The following is a 22,107-nucleotide window of genomic DNA, read 5'->3' as shown; positions in this document are numbered from 1 at the left end:
CACGGGGGCGTCACACGAGGCAGGGTCCGATCATGAGCTTCACTCTCTGGGTGGCGGCGCTGGGTGCCGTGCTGCTGACGCTTGCGTTGACCTCCTCGTACTTGCGCTGGATGCCGGTGACCACCTCGGCGGTATGCCTGGCACTGGGGGTGGGTATAGGCTCGGCAGGCCTGGGGGTGCTGCACCTTGATCTCAAGGACAGCGCGCAATGGATGGAACACCTCACCGAGGTCGCGTTGCTGTTCTCGCTGTTCGTCAGCGGCCTGAAACTGCGCTTGCCGCTCAAGCACCGGCAATGGCGCGTGTCTTTCGGGCTGGCGGGCCCGGTCCTGGTGCTCAGTATTCTGGGCCTGTGTGCAGTGCTGCACAGTGTTCTGGGGTTGAGTTGGCCCCAGGCGTTGTTGGTGAGTGCAATCCTGGCACCCACCGACCCCGTGCTGGCCGGGCTTGTTCAAGTCAATCATGCCGGCGACTACGACCGCCTGCGTTTTGGGCTTTCTGGCGAAGCGGGGCTCAACGATGGCATCGCCTTCCCTTTCGTTCTGCTGGGCTTGTTGGCCTTGCAGCATGGCGGCAACGATGAAGGATGGATCCTCGATTGGGTGCTGTACAGCCTGCTCTGGGCTGTACCGGCCGGGCTTCTGATCGGCTACTGGATGGGCAAGTGGCTGGGCCGCTTGACCCTGGCACTGCGTATCAGGAACGACGACAGTACCCTGTCGCCCAACGACTACCTGGGCCTTGCCCTGATCGCCTTGGCCTATGTACTCGCCGATTGGCTGCAGGCCTATGGTTTTCTGTCGGTATTTGCGGCAGGCCTGGGCCTGCGCCAGGCGGAAGTCAAGTTCACCGGCGACCCCCACACCCCTTCCGAACATCTGGCCCAGCCGATTGCGGGGCATCTTGACGCGGCCCCCGAAAACGCCGTGCATGGCGACATCGAGAACCTGCCGGATGCCCAGGTTGCCGCGGGCATCATGATGGGCGATATGCTTGCCTTCGGCAGCCTGGTGGAGCGTGCCATGGAGGTGTTGTTGGTGACGCTGCTAGGGGTGGTGGTTGCCAGCCACTGGAACTGGCAGGCACTGCTCGCAGGCTTGGCCCTGTTTTGCCTGGTGCGGCCGCTGAGTGTGTTGCTGTTGCCCTGGGGTTCGTTGCTCAATCTCAAGCAGCGTCTGTTGATAGGCTGGTTCGGCATTCGTGGCATTGGTAGCCTGTACTACCTGTTTTTCGCGATGAACCATGGGCTGGCGCCCGCCACCGCGAATGTTGCCATCGACCTGACGCTTTCAGTGGTAGCCTTGAGCATTCTGGTCCATGGCCTGAGTACCCAGCCCATGTTGGCGTACTATGAGCGCCATCGCGCGCCCTAGCATGACCCAATAAAGGAGCCTGCCTTGCTGTTGTTCTCTCAAATCGACTGGCCTGCGCCGATGGGGCCTATCTTGATCGTGGCCAATGAACAGGCGCTGGTGGCGCTGGATTTCGATCAACCACACGAGCGCTTGATGCGGTTGTTGAGGGCACGATTCGGGGAACAGGTTCGGTGGGTTGCAAGCAACGGGCTTGGGCACATCAGCACTGTGCTACTCGCCTATCTTGAAGGAGACCTGCAGGCCTTGGATGGGTTAGCCATCGACGGGGGCGGTACGACATTTCAGCGCAAGGTCTGGGATGCCCTGCGTACCATACCGGCGGGTGAAACCCGCAGTTATGGCCAGATCGCCGAACAGATCGGCAGCCCTGGCGCGGCCCGTGCGGTGGGCCTGGCCAACTCACTGAACCCGATCAGCCTGGTGGTGCCGTGCCACCGGGTCATCGGCAGTACCGGGGCCTTGACCGGGTATGGCGGCGGCATCGAGCGCAAACGCTGGTTGCTCGCGCATGAGCGCAGGGGTTCGTTGCTTTGATCGGATATCGCGGTGCGGCCATCGCAGCATAGGTATCTACACATCTTTTGGCGTACTGCTACGAATGTAGCCGCTGACGAGGTACGAGGCTGCGATCGGCAGCGAAGCGGCCGTAAAACCTGAGACCGTAATCCATCAGGCACGCCGAAGGGCCTGAATTTACGACGGCTTCGCCGCCGATCGCAGCCTCGTACCTCGGCAGCGGCTACAAGAGCCGCGCTGCCCCAGAGTTGTGTAGATACCTATGGCCATCGCAGCATAGGTATCTACACATCTTTTGGCGTACTGCTACGAATGTAGCCGCTGACGAGGTACGAGGCTGCGATCGGCAGCGAAGCGGCCGTAAAACCTGAGACCGTAATCCATCAGGCACGCCGAAGGGCCTGAATTTACGACGGCTTCGCCGCCGATCGCAGCCTCGTACCTCGGCAGCGGCTACAAGAGCCGCGCTGCCCCAGAGTTGTGTAGATACCTATGGCCATCGCAGGCAAGCCTGGCTCCTACACCCCGCATGGCGTATGGGCTGTGAAGGAGCCAGGCTTGCCTGCGATGAAGGTGACGCGGTCTGACTGATGTGTCCGGTGTGCCGGAAACAATCAGAACGCAAGCTTGGCCCCGATCATCACCAGCATCGCCGCCAGGCAAGGTCGCAACACGCCATCGGGCACCTTGCCGGTCAGGTGGCTGCCCATGTAAATCCCTGGCAACGACCCCATCAGCAGCCAACCCAGCAGGTGCCAATCCATGTTGCCCATGCTTGCATGGCCCAGGCCCGCCACCAGGGTCAAGGGCACCGCATGGGCGATTTCAGTGCCCACCAGGCGCTTGGTGGCCAGGAATGGATACAGGACAAACAGGGCTACCGTGCCTAGCGCACCCGCACCGATGGAGGTCAAGGCCACCATCGTGCCCAGGATCAGGCCGGTCAGCACCGTCAATGCGTTGAGTTTGGCATCGCTCAGATGGTAGTGGTCGCCGGCATGCTTCTGGGCGAAGGCCAGCAACTGCTTCTTGAACAGGATCGCCAGGGCCGTCAGTAGCAATACGACACCCAACGCCTGCTTGATCACCGAGTTCAACGCATCCGGCGCCTCGCCCAGGCTGCTGAGAAACCACAGGGTCAGCAGTACCGCCGGGACACTACCGGCGGTCAACCAGCCGGTAATCTTCCAATCGATGTTGTTGTTTTTCTTGTGCACCAGCACACCGCCCGACTTGGTGATGGCTGCATACAACAAATCCGTGCCGACCGCAGTGGCGGGGTTGATCCCGAACCACAACAGGATGGGCGTCATCAACGAGCCGCCACCGACACCTGTCATGCCCACGATAAATCCGACAATCAACCCAGCCAGTACAAAACCCAGATTACCGAAGTCCATCGATATGCCCTAAAAATCGTCTGCAGGCGCGCAGCATAGCGATAATTCTTATAAGCACTTATATCGTTATGACATAAATTTATAACCAACTTCATATGCTCAACGTGCATTGGCGTCATTACACAAGGCGGGCTGTAAACCTGGCCATTCTGTACCATGCTTGATCAAGCCTCTGTGCGGAGATCTGCCTGGTGAGTGACGATCAACTACTACTGGAATGTTTCCTGGACCCCTCGACCTCCTCCTTCAGTTACTTGCTGATGGACCGGGAAACGCGCCAGTGCGCGGTGATCGACAGCGTGCTGAACTTCGACCCCAAGTCTGGTCGCAGTCGTACAAAGGCGGCTGACGAGTTGATCGCCCGCATCCAGGCACTCGACGCCTCGCTGCAGTGGATTCTGGAAACGCATGTGCATGCCGACCATTTGTGTGCAGCGGCTTACCTTAAACGTCGACTGGGCGGCACCGTCGCGATCAGCAGCCGGATCGTCGGGCTGCAACAGGTGTTTGGCGAGTTGTTCAATTGCGATGAGCAGTTCAAGCGTGATGGCAGCCAGTTCGATGTGTTGCTTGAAGACGGTCAGTCGTTCCAGCTGGGCAAGCATGAGATCACCGTCATGCACACCCCAGGCCACACACCGACCTGCCTGACCTATGTGGTGCATCAACAAGGGCCGGCCCTGGCGTTTGTCGGCGACACGCTGTTCATGCCCGATTATGGCACCGCACGCTGCGACTTCCCGGGCGGCGATGCGCGCACCTTGTATCGCTCGATCCGGAAAATTCTCGCCCTGCCCGGCGACACCCATCTGTACATGTGCCACGACTACTGTCCGAACGGTCGACCGATCGCCTGGGAAAGCACCGTCCTCGAGCAGCGCCTGGGCAACGTGCATGTGCGTGAAGGTGTGAGCGAGGACGCCTTCGTATTGATGCGCGAAGCCCGCGACAAGACCCTGGACATGCCGCTGTTGATGCTGCCTGCCGTGCAGGTGAATATGCGCGGCGGGCAGATGCCGGAGGCCGAGTCCAATGGCGTGCGCTATCTGAAAACGCCGATCGATACGCTGTAGTTACGCAGCACGGGCCTTGAGCGATGCCATGTCGATCACGAACCGATATTTCACATCCCCCGCAATCATGCGGCTGAACGCTTCGTTGATGTGTTCAATGTCGAGCATTTCGATATCGCAGGTAATGCCGTGCTCGGCACAGAAATCCAGCACTTCTTGGGTTTCGGCGATGCCACCAATCAAGGAACCTGCAATCACCCGACGCTTGAGCACCAGATTGGCGGCGTGGATCGGCGGGTCTACCGGCTCGATCAACCCCACCAGGATGTGCACACCGCCGAAGGTCAGGGTTTCCAGGTAAGGGTTCAGGTCGTGCTGCACGGGGATGGTATCCAACAGGAAGTCAAAGCGCCCCGCCGCTGCAGCCATTTGCGCAGGGTCTGTGGAGACGATGACATGGTCAGCCCCCTGACGGCGGGCTTCTTCGGCCTTGCTGGCCGAACGGGTGAACAAGGTCACTTCAGCGCCCAGGGCCTTGGCGAACTTGATACCCATATGGCCAAGCCCTCCCATACCGAGAATGCCGACCTTGTGCCCGGCCTTCACACCGTGGTGCTTGAGCGGTGAATAGGTGGTAATACCCGCGCACAGGATCGGCGCGGCGTTGGCGGGGTCCAGGCTTGCAGGGATGCGCACGACAAAGTGCTCGTTGACAACAATGCTACTGGAGTAGCCGCCCATGGTGTTGCTGCCATCGACCCGGTCCGGGGTGGCGTAGGTCATGGTCGGGCCTTGCTCGCAATACTGTTCAAGGTCTGCATGACAAGCCTGGCAGTCACGGCAGGAGTCGACCATGCAGCCGACGCCCACCAGGTCGCCCACCGAGTAGCGACTGACATTGGCGCCGATTGCGGTCACTTTTCCGACAATTTCATGGCCCGGCATCAGTGGATAGACAGCGATGCCCCACTCATTGCGTGCCTGGTGAATATCAGAGTGGCACACACCGCAATAAAGAATCTCGATAGCCACGTCGTCTGCCCGTGGGCTGCGGCGTTGGAACGTCATGGGTGCGAGGGGGGTGGTGGCCGACTGGGCGGCGTAACCGATGGATGTGTACATAGCGAACCTCGCAAAAGCGACAAAGGTAGAGGCGGCGCATTGTCCCGGTCCTCACCCTGTGCGCCCACCAGCATTCCTCCGGGTGTCATGCCTAAAACTCCGGCATTGCCCTTTGGCGTGCGGCATTTGCGCTTGGATCTGCGATGATGCAACTGTCTAATCCTGCGCCTGGACTCTCATGCTGCTCACCCGCCACAGCGATGCCAATGCCACGCTTTGCTCGCTTATCCAGCCCCTGGCGACCCGGCCGGGCTTTGTCGATACCCGCTTGCCTCAGGTGCAGGTGCTGTCCTGGGACCACTATGTGGCCAGCAGCCCGCAGATCTACGAGCCCAGCCTGATGATCCTCGCACAGGGCAGCAAACTGGCGCGCCTCGGTCCGCGGACGCTGGAATATGGCGCCGGCCACTATCTGGTGCAGGCCTTGTCCGTCCCCTTCATGTGCGAAACCTTCGCCACCGAAGATGAACCCTTGCTGGGCGTCTCCGTTGCCATCGATCGCACCGTATTGGCCGAGTTGGTGCAAAGCATGGGCTTGATGCCCGATGAGCAAGTACAGGCCCAGACCCCGGAGTCCATGACTTCAGCCGCGCTGACCCCGGCCATGCGCGACAGTGTCGAGCGGTTGCTGCGCTGCCTGCAGGACCCGCTCGAATGCCAGGTGATGGGCCAGGCCCGGGTGCGCGAAGTGCTGTACGTAGCGCTACGCGGTCCCCAGGCAGGCGTGTTGCGCGCGCTGGTCGAACAGCAAGGGGACTTTGCTCGCATCGCGTCTTCACTGGCTTATCTGCACGAACACTATGCCGAGCCACTAAACGTCGACGCATTGGCCAATTGCGCCAACATGAGCGCCTCGACGTTCCACGAACATTTCAAGCGCAACACGCTGTTTTCGCCCATGCAGTACCTGAAGCGGTTGCGATTGCTCAAGGCCCAGCAGATGTTGATCGGTGAGCGCCTGGGTGTGGCGCAGGTCGCGCATCGAGTGGGCTATCAGAGCACCTCGCAATTCAGCCGCGAGTACAAACGCCACTTTGACCGCAGCCCTGGGGAGGAAGACGGTTATCGGCAGATTTCGGCTTGATCGCCCGCCCCAACGCTACATCTCTACTTGGGTTCCCAGCTCAATCACCCTATTGAGCGGCAGATTGAAATACCTCAGGTTGCTGTTGGCATTCTTCAGCAGGAAGGCGAACAAATGCTCCCGCCACCGCGCCATACCGATACGCTTGGTCGGGATAACCGTCTCACGGCTCAGAAAGTACGTGGTACGCATCGGGCTGAAATCCAGCTTGCTCACGCGGCAAAGGCTCAAGGCCGCAGGCACGTCAGGCTCCTCGATGAAGCCGAAGTGAAGGTTTACCCGGAAGAACCCGTCGCCGTAATCTTCCACATCAAACCGCCGCTCTGCAGGTACGCGAGGGCTGTCTTCGGAAGCCACAGTGAGCAACACAACCTGCTCATGCAGCACCTGGTTATGCAGCAAATTGTGCAAGAGGGCATGCGGGACGGCGTCTGCCCGAGCCGTTAGAAATACCGCGGTACCCTGTACTCGATGCGGCGGTTGCGCACGCAGGCTGCCAATGAATAGATCAAGCGGCAGCACGGTCTCGTCCAGGCGCTCGACAATTATCTTGCGACCGCGTTTCCAGGTCGTCATCAAAATGAACAGCGCAATACCTGCGATGACGGGAAAGGCCCCACCTTGCACAATCTTCGGGGCGTTGGCCGCAAAGTACAGGCTGTCCACCAGCAAAAAGCCGAGCAGCATCGGGATCGCCAGCCAGCGCGGCATTTTCCATAGGAGCAGCGCGACAGCCGAGGACAGGATCGTGGTGATCAACATGGTGCCTGTCACTGCTACCCCGTATGCGGCGGCCAGGGCACTTGAAGACTCAAAGCCGATGACCAGCAGTACGACGCCCACCATCAGTGCCCAGTTGACCGTGCCGATGTAAATCTGCCCCTGTTCCTGGCTCGAAGTGTGCTGGATGAACATACGGGGTACATAGCCAAGCTGGATGGCCTGGCGGGTCAGGGAGAAGGCACCGGAAATCACGGCTTGCGAGGCGATGATGGTGGCCAGCGTAGAAAGGCCGACCATCGGCAGGAGCGCCCAATCGGGTGCCAGGAGATAGAACGGGTTGCGTACCGCCTCGGGGTTGCCCAGGATCAAGGCGCCTTGGCCGAAGTAGTTCAGCACCAACCCTGGCAGCACCAGCATGAACCAGGCGCGAGCGATCGGCTTGCGACCGAAGTGGCCCATGTCGGCGTACAGCGCTTCGGCACCTGTCAGTGAAAGCACGACGGCGCCGAGAATAGCCACCCCGATCCCCGGATGGACGATAAAGAAGTGCGCGCCCCAATAGGGATTGAGCGCTTGCAGCACCTCGGGACGCTGCAAAATGCCGTAGATCCCCAGAGCACCGAGAACCAAAAACCACAGCACCATGACGGGGCCGAACAAGATGCCTATTCGTGCGGTACCGTGTTTTTGGATCAAGAACAGCGGAACCAGAACGACCAGGGACAAAGGTACGACCCAGTGCTCTATCCCATCGAATGCAAGCTGCAGCCCCTCTACGGCGGAAAGGACTGAGATCGCCGGGGTGATCATGCTGTCACCATAGAAAAGCGCGGCACCGAACAAACCGAGCAGGACCAGCACTCTGCTCAGGCGCGGATAGGGCACGGCAGCACGACGGGCCAGTGCTGTCAGTGCCATGATGCCGCCTTCCCCCTGATTGTTCGCCCGCAGGATGAACAAGACATACTTGATCGATACCACCCAGATCAACGACCAGAAAATCAACGAAAGAATGCCGAGCACCCCATCGTGGTTAGCCTGTACCCCATAGTGCCCGGCGAATACTTCTTTGAGGGTGTAAAGCGGGCTGGTGCCGATGTCTCCGTAGACCACGCCTACCGCTGCAACCAGCAGGCCTGCGGCTGAAGTTTTTGCATGAGAGTCTTCGTTTATGTGGGAAGCAGGTTGGCTCACTATGATGTTTCTCGAAAATTGAAGTGCAGATTTGTATCTGCAAGTATCCTTGCAGGACGCAACAATCGCCGTAAAGAAACCGTAAAGCTCACGCACAGTCTGCTCACAACGGTGCAGCCCTGACCCAATGGCGTTAAAACAGCCCAATTCCGTTGCCAGGGGCGTCAGCGTCGCGCCATTTCGTGTCGGATGCAGTCATCGAAGTAGATCTGCTTGACTCGCTCAGGCTTCATCCGTGTGGCGCTGTCGTAGGTCTGCTCGGTGATACCCAAGGCCATGCGGCGCATCCACTGTTTCTCGAACTTGTGGCTGATTAGCTTTTGACGTGCGCCGTATCGGCTGATGCCCGAGAGCTTCCAGGCCTGGGCATTACCGGCGATGCCCGAGCCCCATCGGCACACATAGCGTTCGTTTTCCCTCAGAGGCTTTGCCTGGGCGGTCAGCGAGCCAATGACCATGACGAGCGATGCCAGCGCATAACAGACAATCCGCATAAGGTTATTCACCTAATCCATTGAAAAAGAAGGATTCTGCCGCTTGGCTAATAAGCCGGGGGCCAGCAAATTGCCTGCTCTATGGTTTACGCACCTGACGCGCTTCAATCCTAGAACTGGTCCTCGAAAGCACGGGTAAATATTTGTTTTAACAGCTGAAACTAGTGCACCAACGAGCAGTCCTATTCGAGCCTTGAGTCTTCACCCTCATCTTCTTCGAGCTGCTCGCCCATGCGCCTTACCTTCCGCTGTCGCGCTCTTTCACTGTGCCTGATGTTCACACTGCCCCTATTTGCCAACTCGGCCCATGGCGCTGACGAGCGACAGTTACTACAAGCCATCAACAGTTATCGTGCCCACCCCGGACGCTGCGAGGGGCGCGTTGCACCAGCGATGGCGCCGCTGAAACTGACGTCACAACTAACGCTGCCCATGGGTTACGGCGGTAGCTTGCGCGATGGATTGAAAGCCCGTGGCTATCAGGCGGCAAAGGTGGAAAGTATCCAACTGGTGGGGGCCCGCGATGCCAATTCCGCATTCGCCATGCTGCGCAATGAGTATTGCGACTCGGTACTCGACAGCCAATACGCCGACATCAGCTTGAGCCAAGCCGGTGGACGATGGCAGCTGGTGCTGGCCCGGCCTTTGATCGATAGCCGTATGAGCGACGGGCGCAGCACTGATAAATCCTTGCTGGCTCAGGTCAACGCTGCTCGGGCCAAACCGCGCATGTGTGGGCGTCAGCGCTTTGCACCCGCCAAGCCGCTGGCCTGGAGCAGCGCCCTGCAAACGGCGGCCTTGGGCCATAGCCGGGGAATGGCCCGTGGCGATTACTTCGCTCACCAGGACCCGAATGGCAACTCTCCCTATGACCGGGCCCGGGCTGCCGGCTACCGTGGGCGTCAAGTTGGCGAGAACATTGCCGCCGGGCAAGGTTCGCCCAGCCAGGCCATGGCCAGTTGGCTGGCCAGCCCCGGCCATTGCGCCAACCTGATGAACCCGATGTTCACACAGGTCGGCGCGGCGGCCACCACCGACTCGCGCAGCGAATACGGCATCTACTGGACGATGATGTTCGGCGCCCGCTAAGCCTTACACCAGATAGCGGCGAAACCAGGCCAGGGTCCGGTCCCAGGCCAGGTTGGCGGCGGCTTCGTCATAGCGAGGCGTCGAATCATTGTGAAAACCGTGGTTGGCGCCGGGGTAAATATAGGCTTCATAGGTTTTGCCGGCCGCTTTCAAGGCTTTTTCATACGCCGGCCACCCTTCGTTGATGCGCGTATCCAGCTCGCCATAATGCAAAAGCAGAGGCGCCTTGATGCGCACCACGTCTTCAACATTGGGCTGGCGTCCATAGAATGGCACCGCCGCTCCTAGCTCTGGGTACGCGACCGCCGCCGCGTTGGCGACGCCACCGCCATAGCAGAACCCTGTGATACCGACCTTGCCGGTGGTGGCTGCGTCCTTCATCAGCCACTCGATGGCGGCAAAAAAATCATTCATCAGCTTTTCTGGATCGACCTTCTGCTGTAGCTCCCGCCCCTTGTCGTCATTGCCGGGATAGCCGCCTACCGAGCTCAGGCCATCCGGGGCGAGTGCGACAAAACCGGCCTTGCCCAGGCGCCTGGCGACGTCCTCGATGTAGGGATTGAGCCCTCTATTTTCATGCACGACCACAACGCCCGGTACTTTTGCAGCCGCCTTGGCGGGACGCACTCGATAGGCGCGGACCTGGCCGTTGCCCTTGGGTGATGGGTAGGTGATGTACTCCGCGATGATGGCCGGGTCGGTAAAGGACACTTGCTCGGCCAGCGCATAGTTGGGGCTCAAGGCTGCCAGAAAAGCACTGGCCGACAAACCGCACAGGGTAAAAGCCGCCGCACGGTCCAGGAACTCGCGGCGGTTAATCTGGCCATGGGCATAGTAGTCGTACAGTTCCAGCAGCTCAGGGGCAAAGTCTTTCGCGGTGAGACGGTCCATAGCAGGCTCCCCAGTCAATAAAGGCATCGATTCAGGGTAGACCACGGGCGCTGTAGGAGCAGGCTTTAGCCGCGATGGCGTCACCGCGGTCTACGATGAACCGTGGTGATGCCATCGCGGCTAAAGCCTGCTCCTACAGGGCGGAGACAATCCAGTGGACTTTCGCCAGCGCTTGGCGCAGCACCGGTAACTCCACCGAGCCCAATGCCAACCGCAACGCATGAGGCACATGGGCCGAGATCGCAAACGGCTCAGCCGTGGAGACGGCCACCTGTTCGCGCAACAACGCCACGACGACCTGGTCGGCGCGAGCGTCTTCAGGCAAGGGCAACCATAGAAAATAGGAATTGGGATGACCCACCGTACGTAGCCCTGCCAACATCTCAGAAGCAATGGCTTGCCTGGCCTGTGCATCGCGCCGCTTTTCGTCCTCCAACTGCATGACGGTGCCATCGTCGAGCCAGCCGGTGGCAATCGCGGTCAGTATGCCTGGGGTGTTCCAGGTGGTCGCACGGATCGCTCGCTCCAGGGCTGGCATGTGTTCGATGGGCGCGGCGATAAAGCCCACCCGCAATCCAGTGGCAATACTCTTGGAAAGCCCAGACACGTAGACGGTTCTTTCCGGCGCCAACACGGCCAGTGGCGCCGGGGGCTCTTCGACCAGAAAGGCATAGGCGGCATCCTCGATGATCAGCAGTTCATGTCGGCGAGCAATGCTCACCAACTGCTCGCGCTGGGCCAGGCTCATCACCCAGCCCAACGGATTGTGCAGTGTCGGCATGCTGTACACGGCGCGCACCCGTCGGTGACGGCACAACTGCTCAAACGCCTCCAGGTCCGGGCCATGTTCGAGCACGGGAATGGCGACGATCTCCAGGTGCAGCGCTTCGGCCAACACCTTGAAACCCGAATACGTCAGGGCGTCGGCCGCGATGACATCGCCTGGCTGCAGCAGCGCCATCAGGGTCACCGCCAAGCCTTGTTGCGCACCGTTGACGATCAACACCTGATCGGCTTCCACCGACAGGCCCCGCGCCAACAGGTGACGCGCCACCGAAGCGCGCTCATGCAAGCGCCCGGCGTGAGGTTGGTAGCGCAACAGGGCTTCGAGGTCGCCGGACAGTGCAAGCTGGCGCAGCGCGGTGCGCAGCAGGTCCGCCTGACCCGGCAACGAGGGGTAATTGAAGTTGAGGTCCATCATGCCCACCGCGATGTGCTTCTGGTCGACACCCAGGCTCGGTGGCAACGAAGTCTCGCGAACAAAGGTGCCGCGGCCCGCCTCGCCACTGACCAAGCCCATGGCTTCGAGCTCGGCATAGACCCGGCTTGCCGTGACCAGCGCGAGTTTTTCGCTGGCTGCCAACTGCCGATGGGTGGGCAAGCGCGTCCCCGGCGGCAATCGCCCTGCCCTGATATCCGCGGCAAACGCATCGACGACTGATTTGTAGCGTGAACGAGGCATGTGAATGTATCCATGACAATTTTTTGATTGTACTGATAAGCAGCCCTACGATGCCTCTGTGTATCCCATTTCGCAACTGTGAGTAGGACCGCCCATGGAACGCGCATCGAATCTGCAACAAACAGCCACGTCCCAGACCACCCGTGGCTGGCTCAATGGCTTGATCGGCGTGGTGATCTTCAGCGGCTCGTTGCCCGCCACGCGCCTGGCGGTGCTGGAGTTCGACCCGGTGTTCCTGACCGTAGCTCGCGCCACCATCGCCGGTATGCTCGCCATTGCCTTGCTCACGCTGTTCAAGGAAAAGCGCCCCGCTCGGCATCAATGGGTGCCGCTGATTGTGGTATCGCTGGGGGTTGTCGTGGGCTTTCCGCTACTGACAGCCCTGGCGCTGCAGTACGTAACCTCGGCTCACTCCATCGTGTTCGTCGGCCTGCTGCCATTGGCCACGGCAGCCTTCGGCGTGCTGCGCGGCGGCGAGCGTCCACGCCCGACGTTCTGGGTTTTTTCGGTGCTGGGGAGCCTGCTGGTGGTGGGCTATGCGCTCACGCAAGGTTTGAGCGCTGCGCCCCTGGGCGATGCCTTGATGTTGCTGGCGATTCTGGCCTGTGGGTTGGGCTACGCCGAGGGTGCGAAACTGTCTCGCACGCTGGGCGGTTGGCAGGTTATTTCGTGGGCTTTGGTGGTGTCGCTGCCGGTCATGGCTGCACTGGCCTGGATAACTGCCCCGCATTCTTTTTCAGGCATTAGCCCCAGTGCCTGGGCCAGCCTGGGTTACGTTTCGCTGTTCAGCATGCTGATCGGCTTTGTGTTCTGGTATCGCGGGTTGGCTCAGGGCGGGATTGCGGCGGTCGGTCAGTTGCAGTTGCTGCAACCGTTCTTCGGTCTGGCACTGGCGGCCACGTTGCTGCATGAACAGGTCAGCCTGGGCATGCTGGGGGTGACCGTTGCGGTCATCTTCTGCGTGGTGGGCGCTCGCAGGTTTTCAAGGTAGGAGCAGGCTTTACCGGAGTGCCGGACCACCGCGATGGCCATAGGTATCTACACATCTTTTGGTGTACTGCATTTCGTAGCAGTGGACGAGTAGAACGAGGCCACGTCCGGCTGCGCAGCAGTCGTAAAACCTGGCACTTCAGTATTCAGATACACCGCGAGTACAGGCTTTGCGAGGACTACGTCCCCGGACCTGGCCTCGCTGAACTCGTCTACTGCTACGAATGTAGCCGCTGACGAGGTACGAGGCTGCGATCGGCAGCGAAGCGGCCGTAAAACCTGAGACCGTAATCCATCAGGCACACCGAAGGGCCTGAATTTACGACGGCTTCGCCGCCGATCGCAGCCTCGTACCTCGGCAGCGGCTACAAGAGCCGCGCTGCCCCAGAATTGTGTAGATACCTATGCCGCGATGGCCTCACCGCGGTCTACGGAGAACCGCGGTGAGGCCATCGCGACCAAGGTCGGCTCCTACAGGTCATTTCAAGCGCAAATTTGGGGGGTTGTCAGCAGCCCCCAACACTCAGAAACGGTAGTTGGTGCTCAGTTCCAGCGTGCGTGGTGCGCCAGGCGTGATCAGGTCCACCGAGCCGTGGGCGGAGGCGTAATAGTCCTTGTCGAACACGTTACGCAGACGCAAGGCCATGTCCCATTTCGGCTGGTTGTACAGCAGCGCAGCGTCCACGGTGGTGTAGGCCGGCATGACCACGTTGTTATCCAGCGCGGTATAGCGGTCATCCACGTAGTTGGCACCCATGCCCACACGCCAGGTTTCGGTCAGCGAGCGCACCAGCCACAGGTTGGCGCTGTGACGCGGGGTCAAAGTGGGTACCTGACCTTCGTTGGCAACACCGTTGGTACGGCTGTTGGACTTGGTGATCTCGGCGTCCAGGAAGGCATAGCCGGCATAGACCTGCCACTTGTCGGTCAATTGACCGGTGGCGGTCAGCTCAAGACCATCGGTGCGCTGCTCACCCGACAGCACCAATTGGGTGGGGTTTGCCGGGTCGCTGGTTTTCATATTGGTGCGTTCCAGACGGAACAGCGCCGCGGTCAACGCCAGGCGATTGTCGAGCAAGTCCCACTTGCCGCCGATTTCATAGTTGGTGGTCTCCTCCGGCTCAAGTCCCTCGCTCGTCGCGGCCAGGGCAAACATTTCACCGGAAGGCTGATAGGAACGGCTCACCGAAACGTAATAGGACTGAATCTGATCCGGCTGATAGACCAGGCCGATTCGCGGGCTCCAGGTGGTGTCGGTACGGGACAGGTCGCGATTGCTCAAGTCATCGTTATATTTCTGGTCAAAGACGTCATACCGTACCCCCACCAAAGCCTTCCACTGGGGTGCCAGTTCGATCATGTCCTGCACGTAGAACCCGGCGGTGTCTTGGATATTGGTGCCCTTGGCGGTTTGCCGATTGGCCTTGAATGGCACATCGACCAAGGCATCACGGAACACCGGAACCTGCGCCACGTTGGCCTGGCTGAACACCGACTGATACTTCTCCTGGCGCCCCAACTCCACACCATAGAGCAGGTTATGGGTCATCCCGGCCAGTACGGCACGCTGCTTGAGTTCGGTCTGGTTGAACCAGCCATCTTCTTTGCGCTGCACGTTGCCGCGGGTGAGTTTGATCAGCAACTCGCCGTTGGGGGCGGTCACGAAGCGCGTTGGGCTGGAGTCCGCGAGCGTGTTGTTGCGATCCAGGTCGTAGTGGTAGTAGCGGCTGGTGTTGCTCAGGCTGAAGTCATCATTGATGCGGTAGTCGACGCCGGCCGTGAACGAGAACACTTCACTGGTGGAGTAGTCGTCATCCGGGTCGCCGGCACCGAAACGCTTTTCACGGTCCACATCCACTGGGCGATTGCCCAGGGCCGGGATGCCGAAGTCGATCATGCGCTTGTCATACAGATAGCTGGCGCCCAGGTTCAGTTCCAGGTCGTCAGACAGCTTGAAGTAAGCGGAAGGCGCGAGGGCCTTGCGATCGATATAGCCGTCGTCACGGAAGGTGTCGCTGTTCTCCAGCGCACCGGTTACACGAAAGGCTTTATCGCCCTGTTGCTGATCAGCCCAGCCGGCATCGAACTGAGTGCGTTTTTTGCCTTCGCTGTCGACACTGACACCGACTTCCTGCTTGGGTGTGAAGTTGGGCTTCTTGCTGACGGTGTTGATCAAGCCGCCGGAAGAACCACGACCATAAAGCACAGCGGCCGGGCCTTTGACCACTTCCACCCGCTCCACGTTGGAGAGATCACGGAAGTACAGCGCATCATCGCGAACGCCGTCGACGTACATATCGCCAATGGCGCTGAAACCACGAATGGTGACTTGGTCGCGCTGGCCATCGCCATTGGACAGACCAATACCGGGGACGTTTTTCAGCACGTCTTCCATCGACGACGCACCTTGGTCCTTGATCACGCTCTGGGGAATCACGTTCACCGTTTGCGGGATATCACGCAGAGGGGCATCGATTTTCAATGCGCTCTTGCTCTCGCTCGACAGGTAGCTCTGCTCGCTGTAATCGCTTTTGACAGCCGTGGTCGGCAAAGTCAGAGCAGACTCTGTTTCTGCATGCAAATCGGATACAACCAGAACACCCAGCAACGACACGCAGGCCGGGTTAATGCGCGAAAAAGCCACCTTAGACACCTTCTTGGATGATTTATCGCGCTAATGATAACGATTATTCTTTGTATGTAAATGTATATAATTCTTATTCATACTATTGACACGGTTCACAACATCCGAACGAACGCGCTCGGATGTTGAACTCGGTTGCTATTCCGTTGTCTGGCCGATCATTCAAACCCGAACATTACGCACTGGTGCCTTGCTGCGCTGACGGGTTTCCCAGTCTTGCACCAGGCCGATGGGCACTTCAGCGGCCGGCAACATCGTGCGGCCAAGCACTAGGTCGGATGCACGCTCGGCGAGCATGATGGTCGGGGCATTGAGGTTGCCATTGGGCTCGGTCGGGAACACTGAAGAGTCGATCACCCGCAGGCCATCAATGCCGCGCACCCGCAGTTCGGAATCGACCACCGCCATGTCGTCCTCGCCCATCCGGCAAGAGCCGCAGGGGTGGTAGGTGCTTTCCAGGTTGTCGCGCACGAACGCATCGATTTCTGCATCGCTGCTCACCTGCGGCCCCGGCGCGATCTCGGCATCGCGAAAGCGATCCATGGCCGGCTGACCGATGATCTCGCGCGTCAGACGCACGCAACGGCGGAAGCCTTCACGGTCTTCTTCACGCTCCAGGTAATTGAAGAGAATCTGTGGGTGCTCGTAAGGGTCCGCCGAACGTGCCCGGACAAAGCCACGGCTCTTGGGCTTGTTCGGCCCGGTCAGCACCATGAAGCCATGGCCCTTGATCGGCTTGTTGCCATCGTAGCGCATGGCCGCCGGCAGGAAGTGGAACTGGATGTCGGGCCAGCGCAGCCCCTCCTCCGAGCGGATAAAGCCGCCCGCTTCGAAGTGGTTGGTCGCACCCAGGCCATCCTTGAACAGCAGCCAGCGCAGGCCGATCATCAGTTTGCTCAACGGGTCCATCTTGCTGTTGAGTGTGACCGGCTCCTTGCAGCCGAATTGAATGTAGACCTCGGCGTGATCCTGCAGGTTTTCACCCACGCCCGGCAGGTCGTGGCGAACGGGGATGCCGGCTTTTTTCAAGACTTCAGCCGGGCCGATACCAGAACGCTGCAACAGGTGTGGCGAACCGATCGGGCCCGATGACACCAGGACTTCGCGCTTGCAGAACACCTCATGGGTCTTGCCGTTGCAGTCGTAGGCAACCCCCACCGCGCGCTTGCCTTGCATAATGATGTGGCGCGTCATGGCCTTGGTGATCACCGTCAGGTTCGGACGGTCCATGACTGGGCGCAGGTAGGCATTGGCCGTCGAGCAGCGCACGCCGTCCTTGACGGTCATGTGCATGGCACCGAAACCTTCCTGCATGAAGCCGTTGCAGTCGTCGGTCTTGATGTAGCCGGCCTGCTCGCCCGCCTCTACCCACGCCCCGTACAACGGGTTTTTCATGTGGTTGCCGTTGGTGGTGTGCAGCGGGCCGCTGCCGCCACGATAGTCATCGCCGCCGTCTTCGTAATGCTCGGCACGCTTGAAATACGGCAGGCAATTGCGATACCCCCAACCTTGCGCGCCCAGAGACTCCCACTCATCGAAGTCGCACGCATGGCCGCGGATGTACACCAGGCCGTTGATTGATGAGGAACCGCCCAGCACCTTGCCCCGTGGGCAGTGAACCCGGCGACCATTGAGGTGGGGCTCCGGGTCGGTTTCGTAGCGCCAGTTGTATTTTTGCGTGTTCATCGGAATCGAGAACGCGCTGGGCATCTGGATAATCACGCTGCGATCACTGCCGCCGAACTCCAGCACCAACACAGAGGTGGCGGGATCTTCGCTCAAGCGGTTGGCCAAAACGCAACCGGCTGAGCCTGCGCCAATAATGATGTAGTCGTATTGTTGAGTCGCCATGGTTATCTCCCAAAGGTCGTTTTGCCGAGCGGCGCCAGAGGGGCCTTGGCCCTTTTATCGCCAGTCGTGAAATGCGGGCTGGTGGCTTCGATCTGGTGGATCACGCGCTCTTCGCGCACCAGGTCGATCGAGCGGCTGAGCAGGTAGTAGGCAATCGCCGAGACAATCAGGCCGACCAGCCAGGCGACGTCGATGTTGCCCAGTGCCTTGGCCAACGGGCCGACGTACACCTCGCGCTGTTCGACGCCGTCGTAGATGTAGAAAAACGGGATCATCGCGACAAAGCCGATGAAATAGGAGGCAATGCCGCGCAGGCCCCAATTACCGTAGAGGCTGCCCTGAGGCTGGAAAAAGTGCGGAATGGCGTAGCGGCCCTTGCGCACAAAGAAGTAGTCGGTGAGGTTGACCGAGGTCCAGGGCACCAGGAAGTAGAGCATCACCACCAGGTAGATCCCGAGCACCGACAACCCTTTGCCAGAGCTCTGGATACTCAGCGCCACCCCCAGTTGCAGCAAGATCACAAAGGTGATGGCCAGCACGCGGGCCTTGCGGGTCGGCTCGATGTGCTTGATCGAGTCGACGCACGTCAGCGTTGTGAGCTTGGCACTGTAGATATTCATCGCGATCACCGGCACAAAGGCCAGGATAGTCACCACCACCACCGCCGTACCGACCAGCGAAGACACCGTGTCCCCGACCTGGCCCAGCGCTACCAGCACGTCGGTGGTGTGCAGGTGCTCGGCCAACCAGCCGCCGACGGCAATCATCCAGGCCCCGGACAACGAAGCACCCAGAAACACCGCAGCGATCAGCTTGCCGCCCGGTGTGTTTTTCGGCAGGTAACGCGAGTAGTCGGAAACGTACGGGGCATAGGCGATGTTGTAGCTCGCGGCCGCGGCAAACTGGGCGATGAAGCCCGTCCAGTTGAAGCCCAGCGGTGGCGGCGCCACTTCACCGGCCGCCAGCACCGGCAGCGGCGCATCGGGGACCCAATTCATCAGCACGGCCAATGTCACCAACCCGTACAGCGGCAGCGACAAATACAGCGCCCATTTGAAACTGCGGTGCATCCAGTCATGCCCAAGGATCGCCAGCAGCGCAGCCGGCAAGGTCACCGCCAACGCCACGGCCACCGGATTGAACCCGAACAGTGTGTGCAGCCCCTGCATCATCAACACCAGGTTGACGATGTTGAAGCCGGCAAACACAAACAGCGTCGCCAACAACACCAGGATCACACCGCGATAACCGAACTGTGCCCGCGACTGAATCATCTGCGGCAAGCCCAGGTGCGGGCCTTGCGAGCCATGAAAGGCCATGAACAAAGTGCCGAACATGATGCCCAGCGTGCCGGCCAGCGTGGTCCACAAGGCGGTCAAGCCGACACTGGGGCCGACGAAACCGATGGTCATGGTGAAGAAGGTGAAGTTGCCCAAAAACCAGAACGGCCCTTGGCTTCTGAGTTTGTCGGTGCGCTCGCTTTCAGGAATGAAATCGATCGAGTGGCCTTCGACGGCAAGCGCGTCAATGCGCTGCGTCGAAGGGCTGGCGGCCTTAGATGGAGTGTGCATGATGAGGTCTCTTGTTGTTTTGTGAACATCACGTCAGTGCCGCTGCAGGGGTGGGCTGCACTCAGCCCGGCAGCGTAATCCAGACCGCCTTGGTCTCCAGCAGGAACTCCAGCTGTTCCGATCCCAGGTCCTTGCCAAACCCGGATTGTTTGTAGCCACCGAACGGCATCGCCGGGTCGATGGTGCTGTGGGCGTTGACGTACACGGAACCGGCGCGCAGGCGGGGGATCAGGCTGTGGACAAGGCCCAGGTCGTTGGAATAAAGGGCGGCTGCCAGGCCAAAGGGTGAATCGTTGGCCAGTGCCAGCGCCTCTTCCTCGTCATCGAACGGGGCGGTGACCAGCACCGGGCCGAAAATCTCTTCCTGGACGATGCGCATGTCGTTGCGGCAATGGGCGAAGATGGTCGGCTGGACAAAATAGCCGGGGCCCTCGATAGGCTCGCCGCCGTAATACACCTCGGCGCCTTCCTCTTTGCCGAGCTGGATATACGCCTGCACCCGCTCTTTTTGCAGGGCCGAGACCAGCGGGCTGATAAAGCAGTCCGGGTCCATGCCGGGGGCAATCTTCAAGGTCTGGGTATAGGCGGCCAGCTCGCGCAGGAATTCGTCGTAGACACTGCGGTGGATATAGGCACGGGTGCCGGCATCGCAGACCTGGCCTGAGTTAAAGAATACGCCGTTGGCCACCGCACGGGCAGCGGCTGGAAGGTCGGCGTCGGCGAAGACGATGACCGGTGATTTGCCGCCCAGTTCCAGGGTCAGGCGCTTCATGTCATCCAGCGCGGCCTGGCCTACGGTGCGGCCGACGGGGGTTGAACCGGTGAAGGTCAGTTTGTCGATGCCGGGGTGGGTCGCCATGGCCGCGCCCACCACACTGCCGCGACCGGTGACGATATTGACCACGCCCTCTGGAATACCCGCCTCTTGCACAAGCTCGGCAAAGCGCAGCGCCGACAGCGAGGTCAACTCGGCCGGTTTCACCACCACCGTGCAACCGGTCGCCAGCGCAGCGCCCAGCTTCCAGGCCATGGTTTGCAGCGGGAAGTTCCACGGCACGATGGCGCCGACCACACCCACCGCTTCCTTGCGGGTATAGGCCAGGTAATTGCCCGGCAACGAAGGCTCGACCGTGCGGCCGTGCAGCTTGGTGGCCCAGCCGGCGAAGTAGCGGAACGTATCGACAGTGCCCTGAATATCCACTTCGCGAGCGCAGGCGACTGACTTGCCCATGTCGATGGCTTCGATTTCAGCCAGCTCTGCGGCATTGGCTTCGATCAGGTCAGCCAGCCGGTGCAGCATGCGCTCGCGTTCCAGGGGCTTGGCCTGGCGCCAGGCGCCCCCGTCGAATTGTGCGCGGGCCGCTTGCACGGCGCGATCCAGATCGGCCGTGGTGCCCATGGGAATTCGGGTGATCAGGCCTTCGGTGGACGGCTCGGTGACATCCGAGGTTTGCCCATCGCTGGCCAATACCCACTGGCCACCGATAAACATTTTCTGAGTCTTGGAGAGAAAGGCCTGGGTTGCCTCGGATACACCGAAAGTTTGCAGGTACTGCTTAACGATCATGTCCATTATTGTTGTCTCTGTACGGCGATGATGATCAAGAGCGGTCAGCCGCAAACGCTGACCGTCGCTGAACAGACTATGGGCGCAAGTATTCATGGAGAAAATGCAAAATATAAGATACTTATATCGGCATCTATCGATGTATTTGCCAGCCGGAGGTGGGTGTGATTCAGCTATACGATGTCGACCTGAAATTGCTCAGGGTGTTTGTCACCATCGTCAAATGCGGAGGCTTTTCCGCGGCCCAGGCAGCCTTGAACGTAGGCCAATCCACCATCAGCGAACAGATGAGCCAACTGGAAGCACGCCTGGGGGTCAAGCTGTGCCTGCGAGGGCGTAGCGGCTTTCGCCTGACCGAGCAGGGCATCGCGATCCACGAAGCGGCCCAGCGTTTGCTGACGGCGGTGGAGCACTTCTGCCTGGATGCCGATGTCCTCAAACAGAACATCAGCGGCCAACTCAACCTGGGCATCATCGACACCACCATCACCGACCCCGACTCCCCGATTCCGCGAACGACCCAGCGCTTCGTATCGCGCGGCCACGATGTTCACCTCAATGTCTACGTGGGCAGCCCCGCCGAGCTTGAAGAGCGGGTCCTGGATGGTCGCCTGCACCTGGCGGTCGGCCATTTTCCAACTCGCGTTCCAGGCCTTTTGCACACCCCGCTTTACCAGGAGGCCCTGGGGCTCTATTGCGGGCGCAGACACCCGCTGTTCGGCAGCAAGCTGGAAGGGCCGGCACTGCTTGAGGAGGTCGCCAGCTCCCGGATCGTCGCCAGGGGCTTCATGCAGCAATACGACCTGGAAAATCTCGGTGTCACCAAAGCTGCTGCCACCGTCGACAACATCGAGGCGCTGGCGATTCTGATCATCTCGGGAGCTTATGTGGGTTTCTTGCCGATGCACTTTGCGGCGCAATGGGTGATCAATGGCGAAATGCACCAGTTGGCACCGGTCAGCCTGCGCCTGATGTCGGACTTTGATGTGATCACCCGCCGCAGTGCGGCACCGCCACCGATACTGCAGACCTTCCTTGAAGACCTGGTGGCCTGTTCACGGCCCGGGGTCTCGGGGTTCTAGCCCTCGCCTGCCGAACAGTAGAACGTGGGGAGTCTTGA

General features: G+C 60.2%; 17 protein-coding genes. 7 read left to right on the top strand and 10 right to left on the bottom strand.

The window, feature by feature from the left end; all coding sequences use genetic code 11:
- Positions 1-32 precede the first annotated feature (32 nt).
- Entirely contained in the window at positions 33-1,373 is a 1,341-nt protein-coding gene (locus tag AC3IX4_RS13790) for a cation:proton antiporter (protein WP_489261054.1), read from the top strand.
- Positions 1,374-1,397: 24 nt separating this feature from the next.
- A complete protein-coding gene (locus AC3IX4_RS13785; protein ID WP_489261053.1) occupies positions 1,398-1,910 on the top strand; it encodes a methylated-DNA--[protein]-cysteine S-methyltransferase in 513 nt (170 codons plus the stop codon).
- Positions 1,911-2,506: 596 nt separating this feature from the next.
- Here the strand turns inward: AC3IX4_RS13785 and AC3IX4_RS13780 are convergent.
- Positions 2,507-3,292 (bottom strand): sulfite exporter TauE/SafE family protein, encoded by a 786-nt coding sequence (locus AC3IX4_RS13780; protein ID WP_489261052.1) that lies wholly within the window; start codon positions 3,290-3,292, stop codon positions 2,507-2,509.
- Between the two features lie 188 nt (positions 3,293-3,480).
- Here AC3IX4_RS13780 and AC3IX4_RS13775 point away from each other — a divergent pair, with 188 nt between their 5' ends.
- Positions 3,481-4,365 (top strand): MBL fold metallo-hydrolase, encoded by an 885-nt coding sequence (locus AC3IX4_RS13775; RefSeq protein WP_489261284.1) that lies wholly within the window; start codon positions 3,481-3,483, stop codon positions 4,363-4,365.
- Here AC3IX4_RS13775 and AC3IX4_RS13770 read toward each other — a convergent pair whose 3' ends face one another.
- A complete protein-coding gene (locus tag AC3IX4_RS13770) occupies positions 4,366-5,427 on the bottom strand; it encodes an NAD(P)-dependent alcohol dehydrogenase (RefSeq protein ID WP_489261051.1) in 1,062 nt (353 codons plus the stop codon). It abuts the gene before it with no gap.
- Between the two features lie 178 nt (positions 5,428-5,605).
- On the opposite strand from AC3IX4_RS13770, the gene AC3IX4_RS13765 reads away from it, so the two are divergent.
- A complete protein-coding gene (locus tag AC3IX4_RS13765; RefSeq protein ID WP_489261050.1) occupies positions 5,606-6,511 on the top strand; it encodes an AraC family transcriptional regulator in 906 nt (301 codons plus the stop codon).
- A 15-nt stretch (positions 6,512-6,526) separates the two neighbouring features.
- Here the strand turns inward: AC3IX4_RS13765 and AC3IX4_RS13760 are convergent, their stop codons facing one another.
- Both AC3IX4_RS13760 and AC3IX4_RS13755 read right to left on the bottom strand, forming a co-directional pair.
- Positions 6,527-8,428, bottom strand: a complete 1,902-nt coding sequence (locus tag AC3IX4_RS13760) for a potassium transporter Kup (protein WP_489261049.1) — start codon at positions 8,426-8,428, stop codon at positions 6,527-6,529.
- Between the two features lie 164 nt (positions 8,429-8,592).
- A complete protein-coding gene (locus AC3IX4_RS13755) occupies positions 8,593-8,922 on the bottom strand; it encodes a hypothetical protein (RefSeq protein ID WP_489261283.1) in 330 nt (109 codons plus the stop codon).
- 231 nt (positions 8,923-9,153) lie between these two features.
- On the opposite strand from AC3IX4_RS13755, the gene AC3IX4_RS13750 reads away from it, so the two are divergent.
- Complete coding sequence (locus AC3IX4_RS13750) at positions 9,154-10,011, top strand: CAP domain-containing protein (protein ID WP_489261048.1); 858 nt, start codon at positions 9,154-9,156, stop codon at positions 10,009-10,011.
- 3 nt (positions 10,012-10,014) lie between these two features.
- Here AC3IX4_RS13750 and yghX read toward each other — a convergent pair whose 3' ends face one another.
- Both yghX and AC3IX4_RS13740 read right to left on the bottom strand, forming a co-directional pair.
- Complete coding sequence (gene yghX / locus AC3IX4_RS13745) at positions 10,015-10,902, bottom strand: YghX family hydrolase (protein WP_489261047.1); 888 nt, start codon at positions 10,900-10,902, stop codon at positions 10,015-10,017.
- 133 nt (positions 10,903-11,035) lie between these two features.
- On the bottom strand, positions 11,036-12,364 hold the full coding sequence (locus tag AC3IX4_RS13740; RefSeq protein ID WP_489261046.1) for an aminotransferase-like domain-containing protein: 1,329 nt from the start codon (positions 12,362-12,364) through the stop codon (positions 11,036-11,038).
- Positions 12,365-12,458: 94 nt separating this feature from the next.
- Here AC3IX4_RS13740 and AC3IX4_RS13735 point away from each other — a divergent pair, with 94 nt between their 5' ends.
- Positions 12,459-13,355, top strand: coding sequence for a DMT family transporter (locus AC3IX4_RS13735; RefSeq protein WP_489261045.1), 897 nt, complete (start codon positions 12,459-12,461; stop codon positions 13,353-13,355).
- A 522-nt stretch (positions 13,356-13,877) separates the two neighbouring features.
- On the opposite strand, the gene AC3IX4_RS13730 is transcribed toward AC3IX4_RS13735, so the two are convergent.
- The 4 genes from AC3IX4_RS13730 to AC3IX4_RS13715 form a co-directional block, all read right to left on the bottom strand.
- Entirely contained in the window at positions 13,878-15,998 is a 2,121-nt protein-coding gene (locus tag AC3IX4_RS13730; RefSeq protein ID WP_489261044.1) for a TonB-dependent receptor, read from the bottom strand.
- A gap of 162 nt (positions 15,999-16,160) precedes the next feature.
- Positions 16,161-17,849, bottom strand: a complete 1,689-nt coding sequence (gene betA, locus AC3IX4_RS13725) for a choline dehydrogenase (RefSeq protein ID WP_489261043.1) — start codon at positions 17,847-17,849, stop codon at positions 16,161-16,163.
- A 2-nt stretch (positions 17,850-17,851) separates the two neighbouring features.
- On the bottom strand, positions 17,852-19,420 hold the full coding sequence (locus tag AC3IX4_RS13720) for a purine-cytosine permease family protein (protein ID WP_489261042.1): 1,569 nt from the start codon (positions 19,418-19,420) through the stop codon (positions 17,852-17,854).
- 61 nt (positions 19,421-19,481) lie between these two features.
- Positions 19,482-20,993, bottom strand: a complete 1,512-nt coding sequence (locus tag AC3IX4_RS13715; RefSeq protein ID WP_489261041.1) for an aldehyde dehydrogenase family protein — start codon at positions 20,991-20,993, stop codon at positions 19,482-19,484.
- A gap of 158 nt (positions 20,994-21,151) precedes the next feature.
- On the opposite strand from AC3IX4_RS13715, the gene AC3IX4_RS13710 reads away from it, so the two are divergent.
- On the top strand, positions 21,152-22,069 hold the full coding sequence (locus tag AC3IX4_RS13710) for a LysR family transcriptional regulator (RefSeq protein WP_489261040.1): 918 nt from the start codon (positions 21,152-21,154) through the stop codon (positions 22,067-22,069).
- Positions 22,070-22,107 lie beyond the last annotated feature (38 nt).

It is taken from the genome of Pseudomonas sp. KH_021, from assembly GCF_057838865.1.
Note: the sequence above shows the minus strand (reverse complement) of the source record. Positions and strands in the feature narration are given on the sequence as shown.

What these genes read in the sequence shown, in the direction of transcription:
- AC3IX4_RS13790 (WP_489261054.1), top strand. Translation starts at nt 33, where the DNA reads ATGAGCTTCACTCTCTGGGTGGCGGCGCTGGGTGCCGTGCTGCTGACG.
- AC3IX4_RS13780 (WP_489261052.1), bottom strand. Translation starts at nt 3,292, where the DNA reads ATGGACTTCGGTAATCTGGGTTTTGTACTGGCTGGGTTGATTGTCGGA.
- AC3IX4_RS13770 (WP_489261051.1), bottom strand. Translation starts at nt 5,427, where the DNA reads ATGTACACATCCATCGGTTACGCCGCCCAGTCGGCCACCACCCCCCTC.
- AC3IX4_RS13765 (WP_489261050.1), top strand. Translation starts at nt 5,606, where the DNA reads ATGCTGCTCACCCGCCACAGCGATGCCAATGCCACGCTTTGCTCGCTT.
- AC3IX4_RS13755 (WP_489261283.1), bottom strand. Translation starts at nt 8,922, where the DNA reads ATGCGGATTGTCTGTTATGCGCTGGCATCGCTCGTCATGGTCATTGGC.
- AC3IX4_RS13750 (WP_489261048.1), top strand. Translation starts at nt 9,154, where the DNA reads ATGCGCCTTACCTTCCGCTGTCGCGCTCTTTCACTGTGCCTGATGTTC.
- yghX (WP_489261047.1), bottom strand. Translation starts at nt 10,902, where the DNA reads ATGGACCGTCTCACCGCGAAAGACTTTGCCCCTGAGCTGCTGGAACTG.
- AC3IX4_RS13740 (WP_489261046.1), bottom strand. Translation starts at nt 12,364, where the DNA reads ATGCCTCGTTCACGCTACAAATCAGTCGTCGATGCGTTTGCCGCGGAT.
- AC3IX4_RS13735 (WP_489261045.1), top strand. Translation starts at nt 12,459, where the DNA reads ATGGAACGCGCATCGAATCTGCAACAAACAGCCACGTCCCAGACCACC.
- betA (WP_489261043.1), bottom strand. Translation starts at nt 17,849, where the DNA reads ATGGCGACTCAACAATACGACTACATCATTATTGGCGCAGGCTCAGCC.
- AC3IX4_RS13720 (WP_489261042.1), bottom strand. Translation starts at nt 19,420, where the DNA reads ATGCACACTCCATCTAAGGCCGCCAGCCCTTCGACGCAGCGCATTGAC.
- AC3IX4_RS13715 (WP_489261041.1), bottom strand. Translation starts at nt 20,993, where the DNA reads ATGGACATGATCGTTAAGCAGTACCTGCAAACTTTCGGTGTATCCGAG.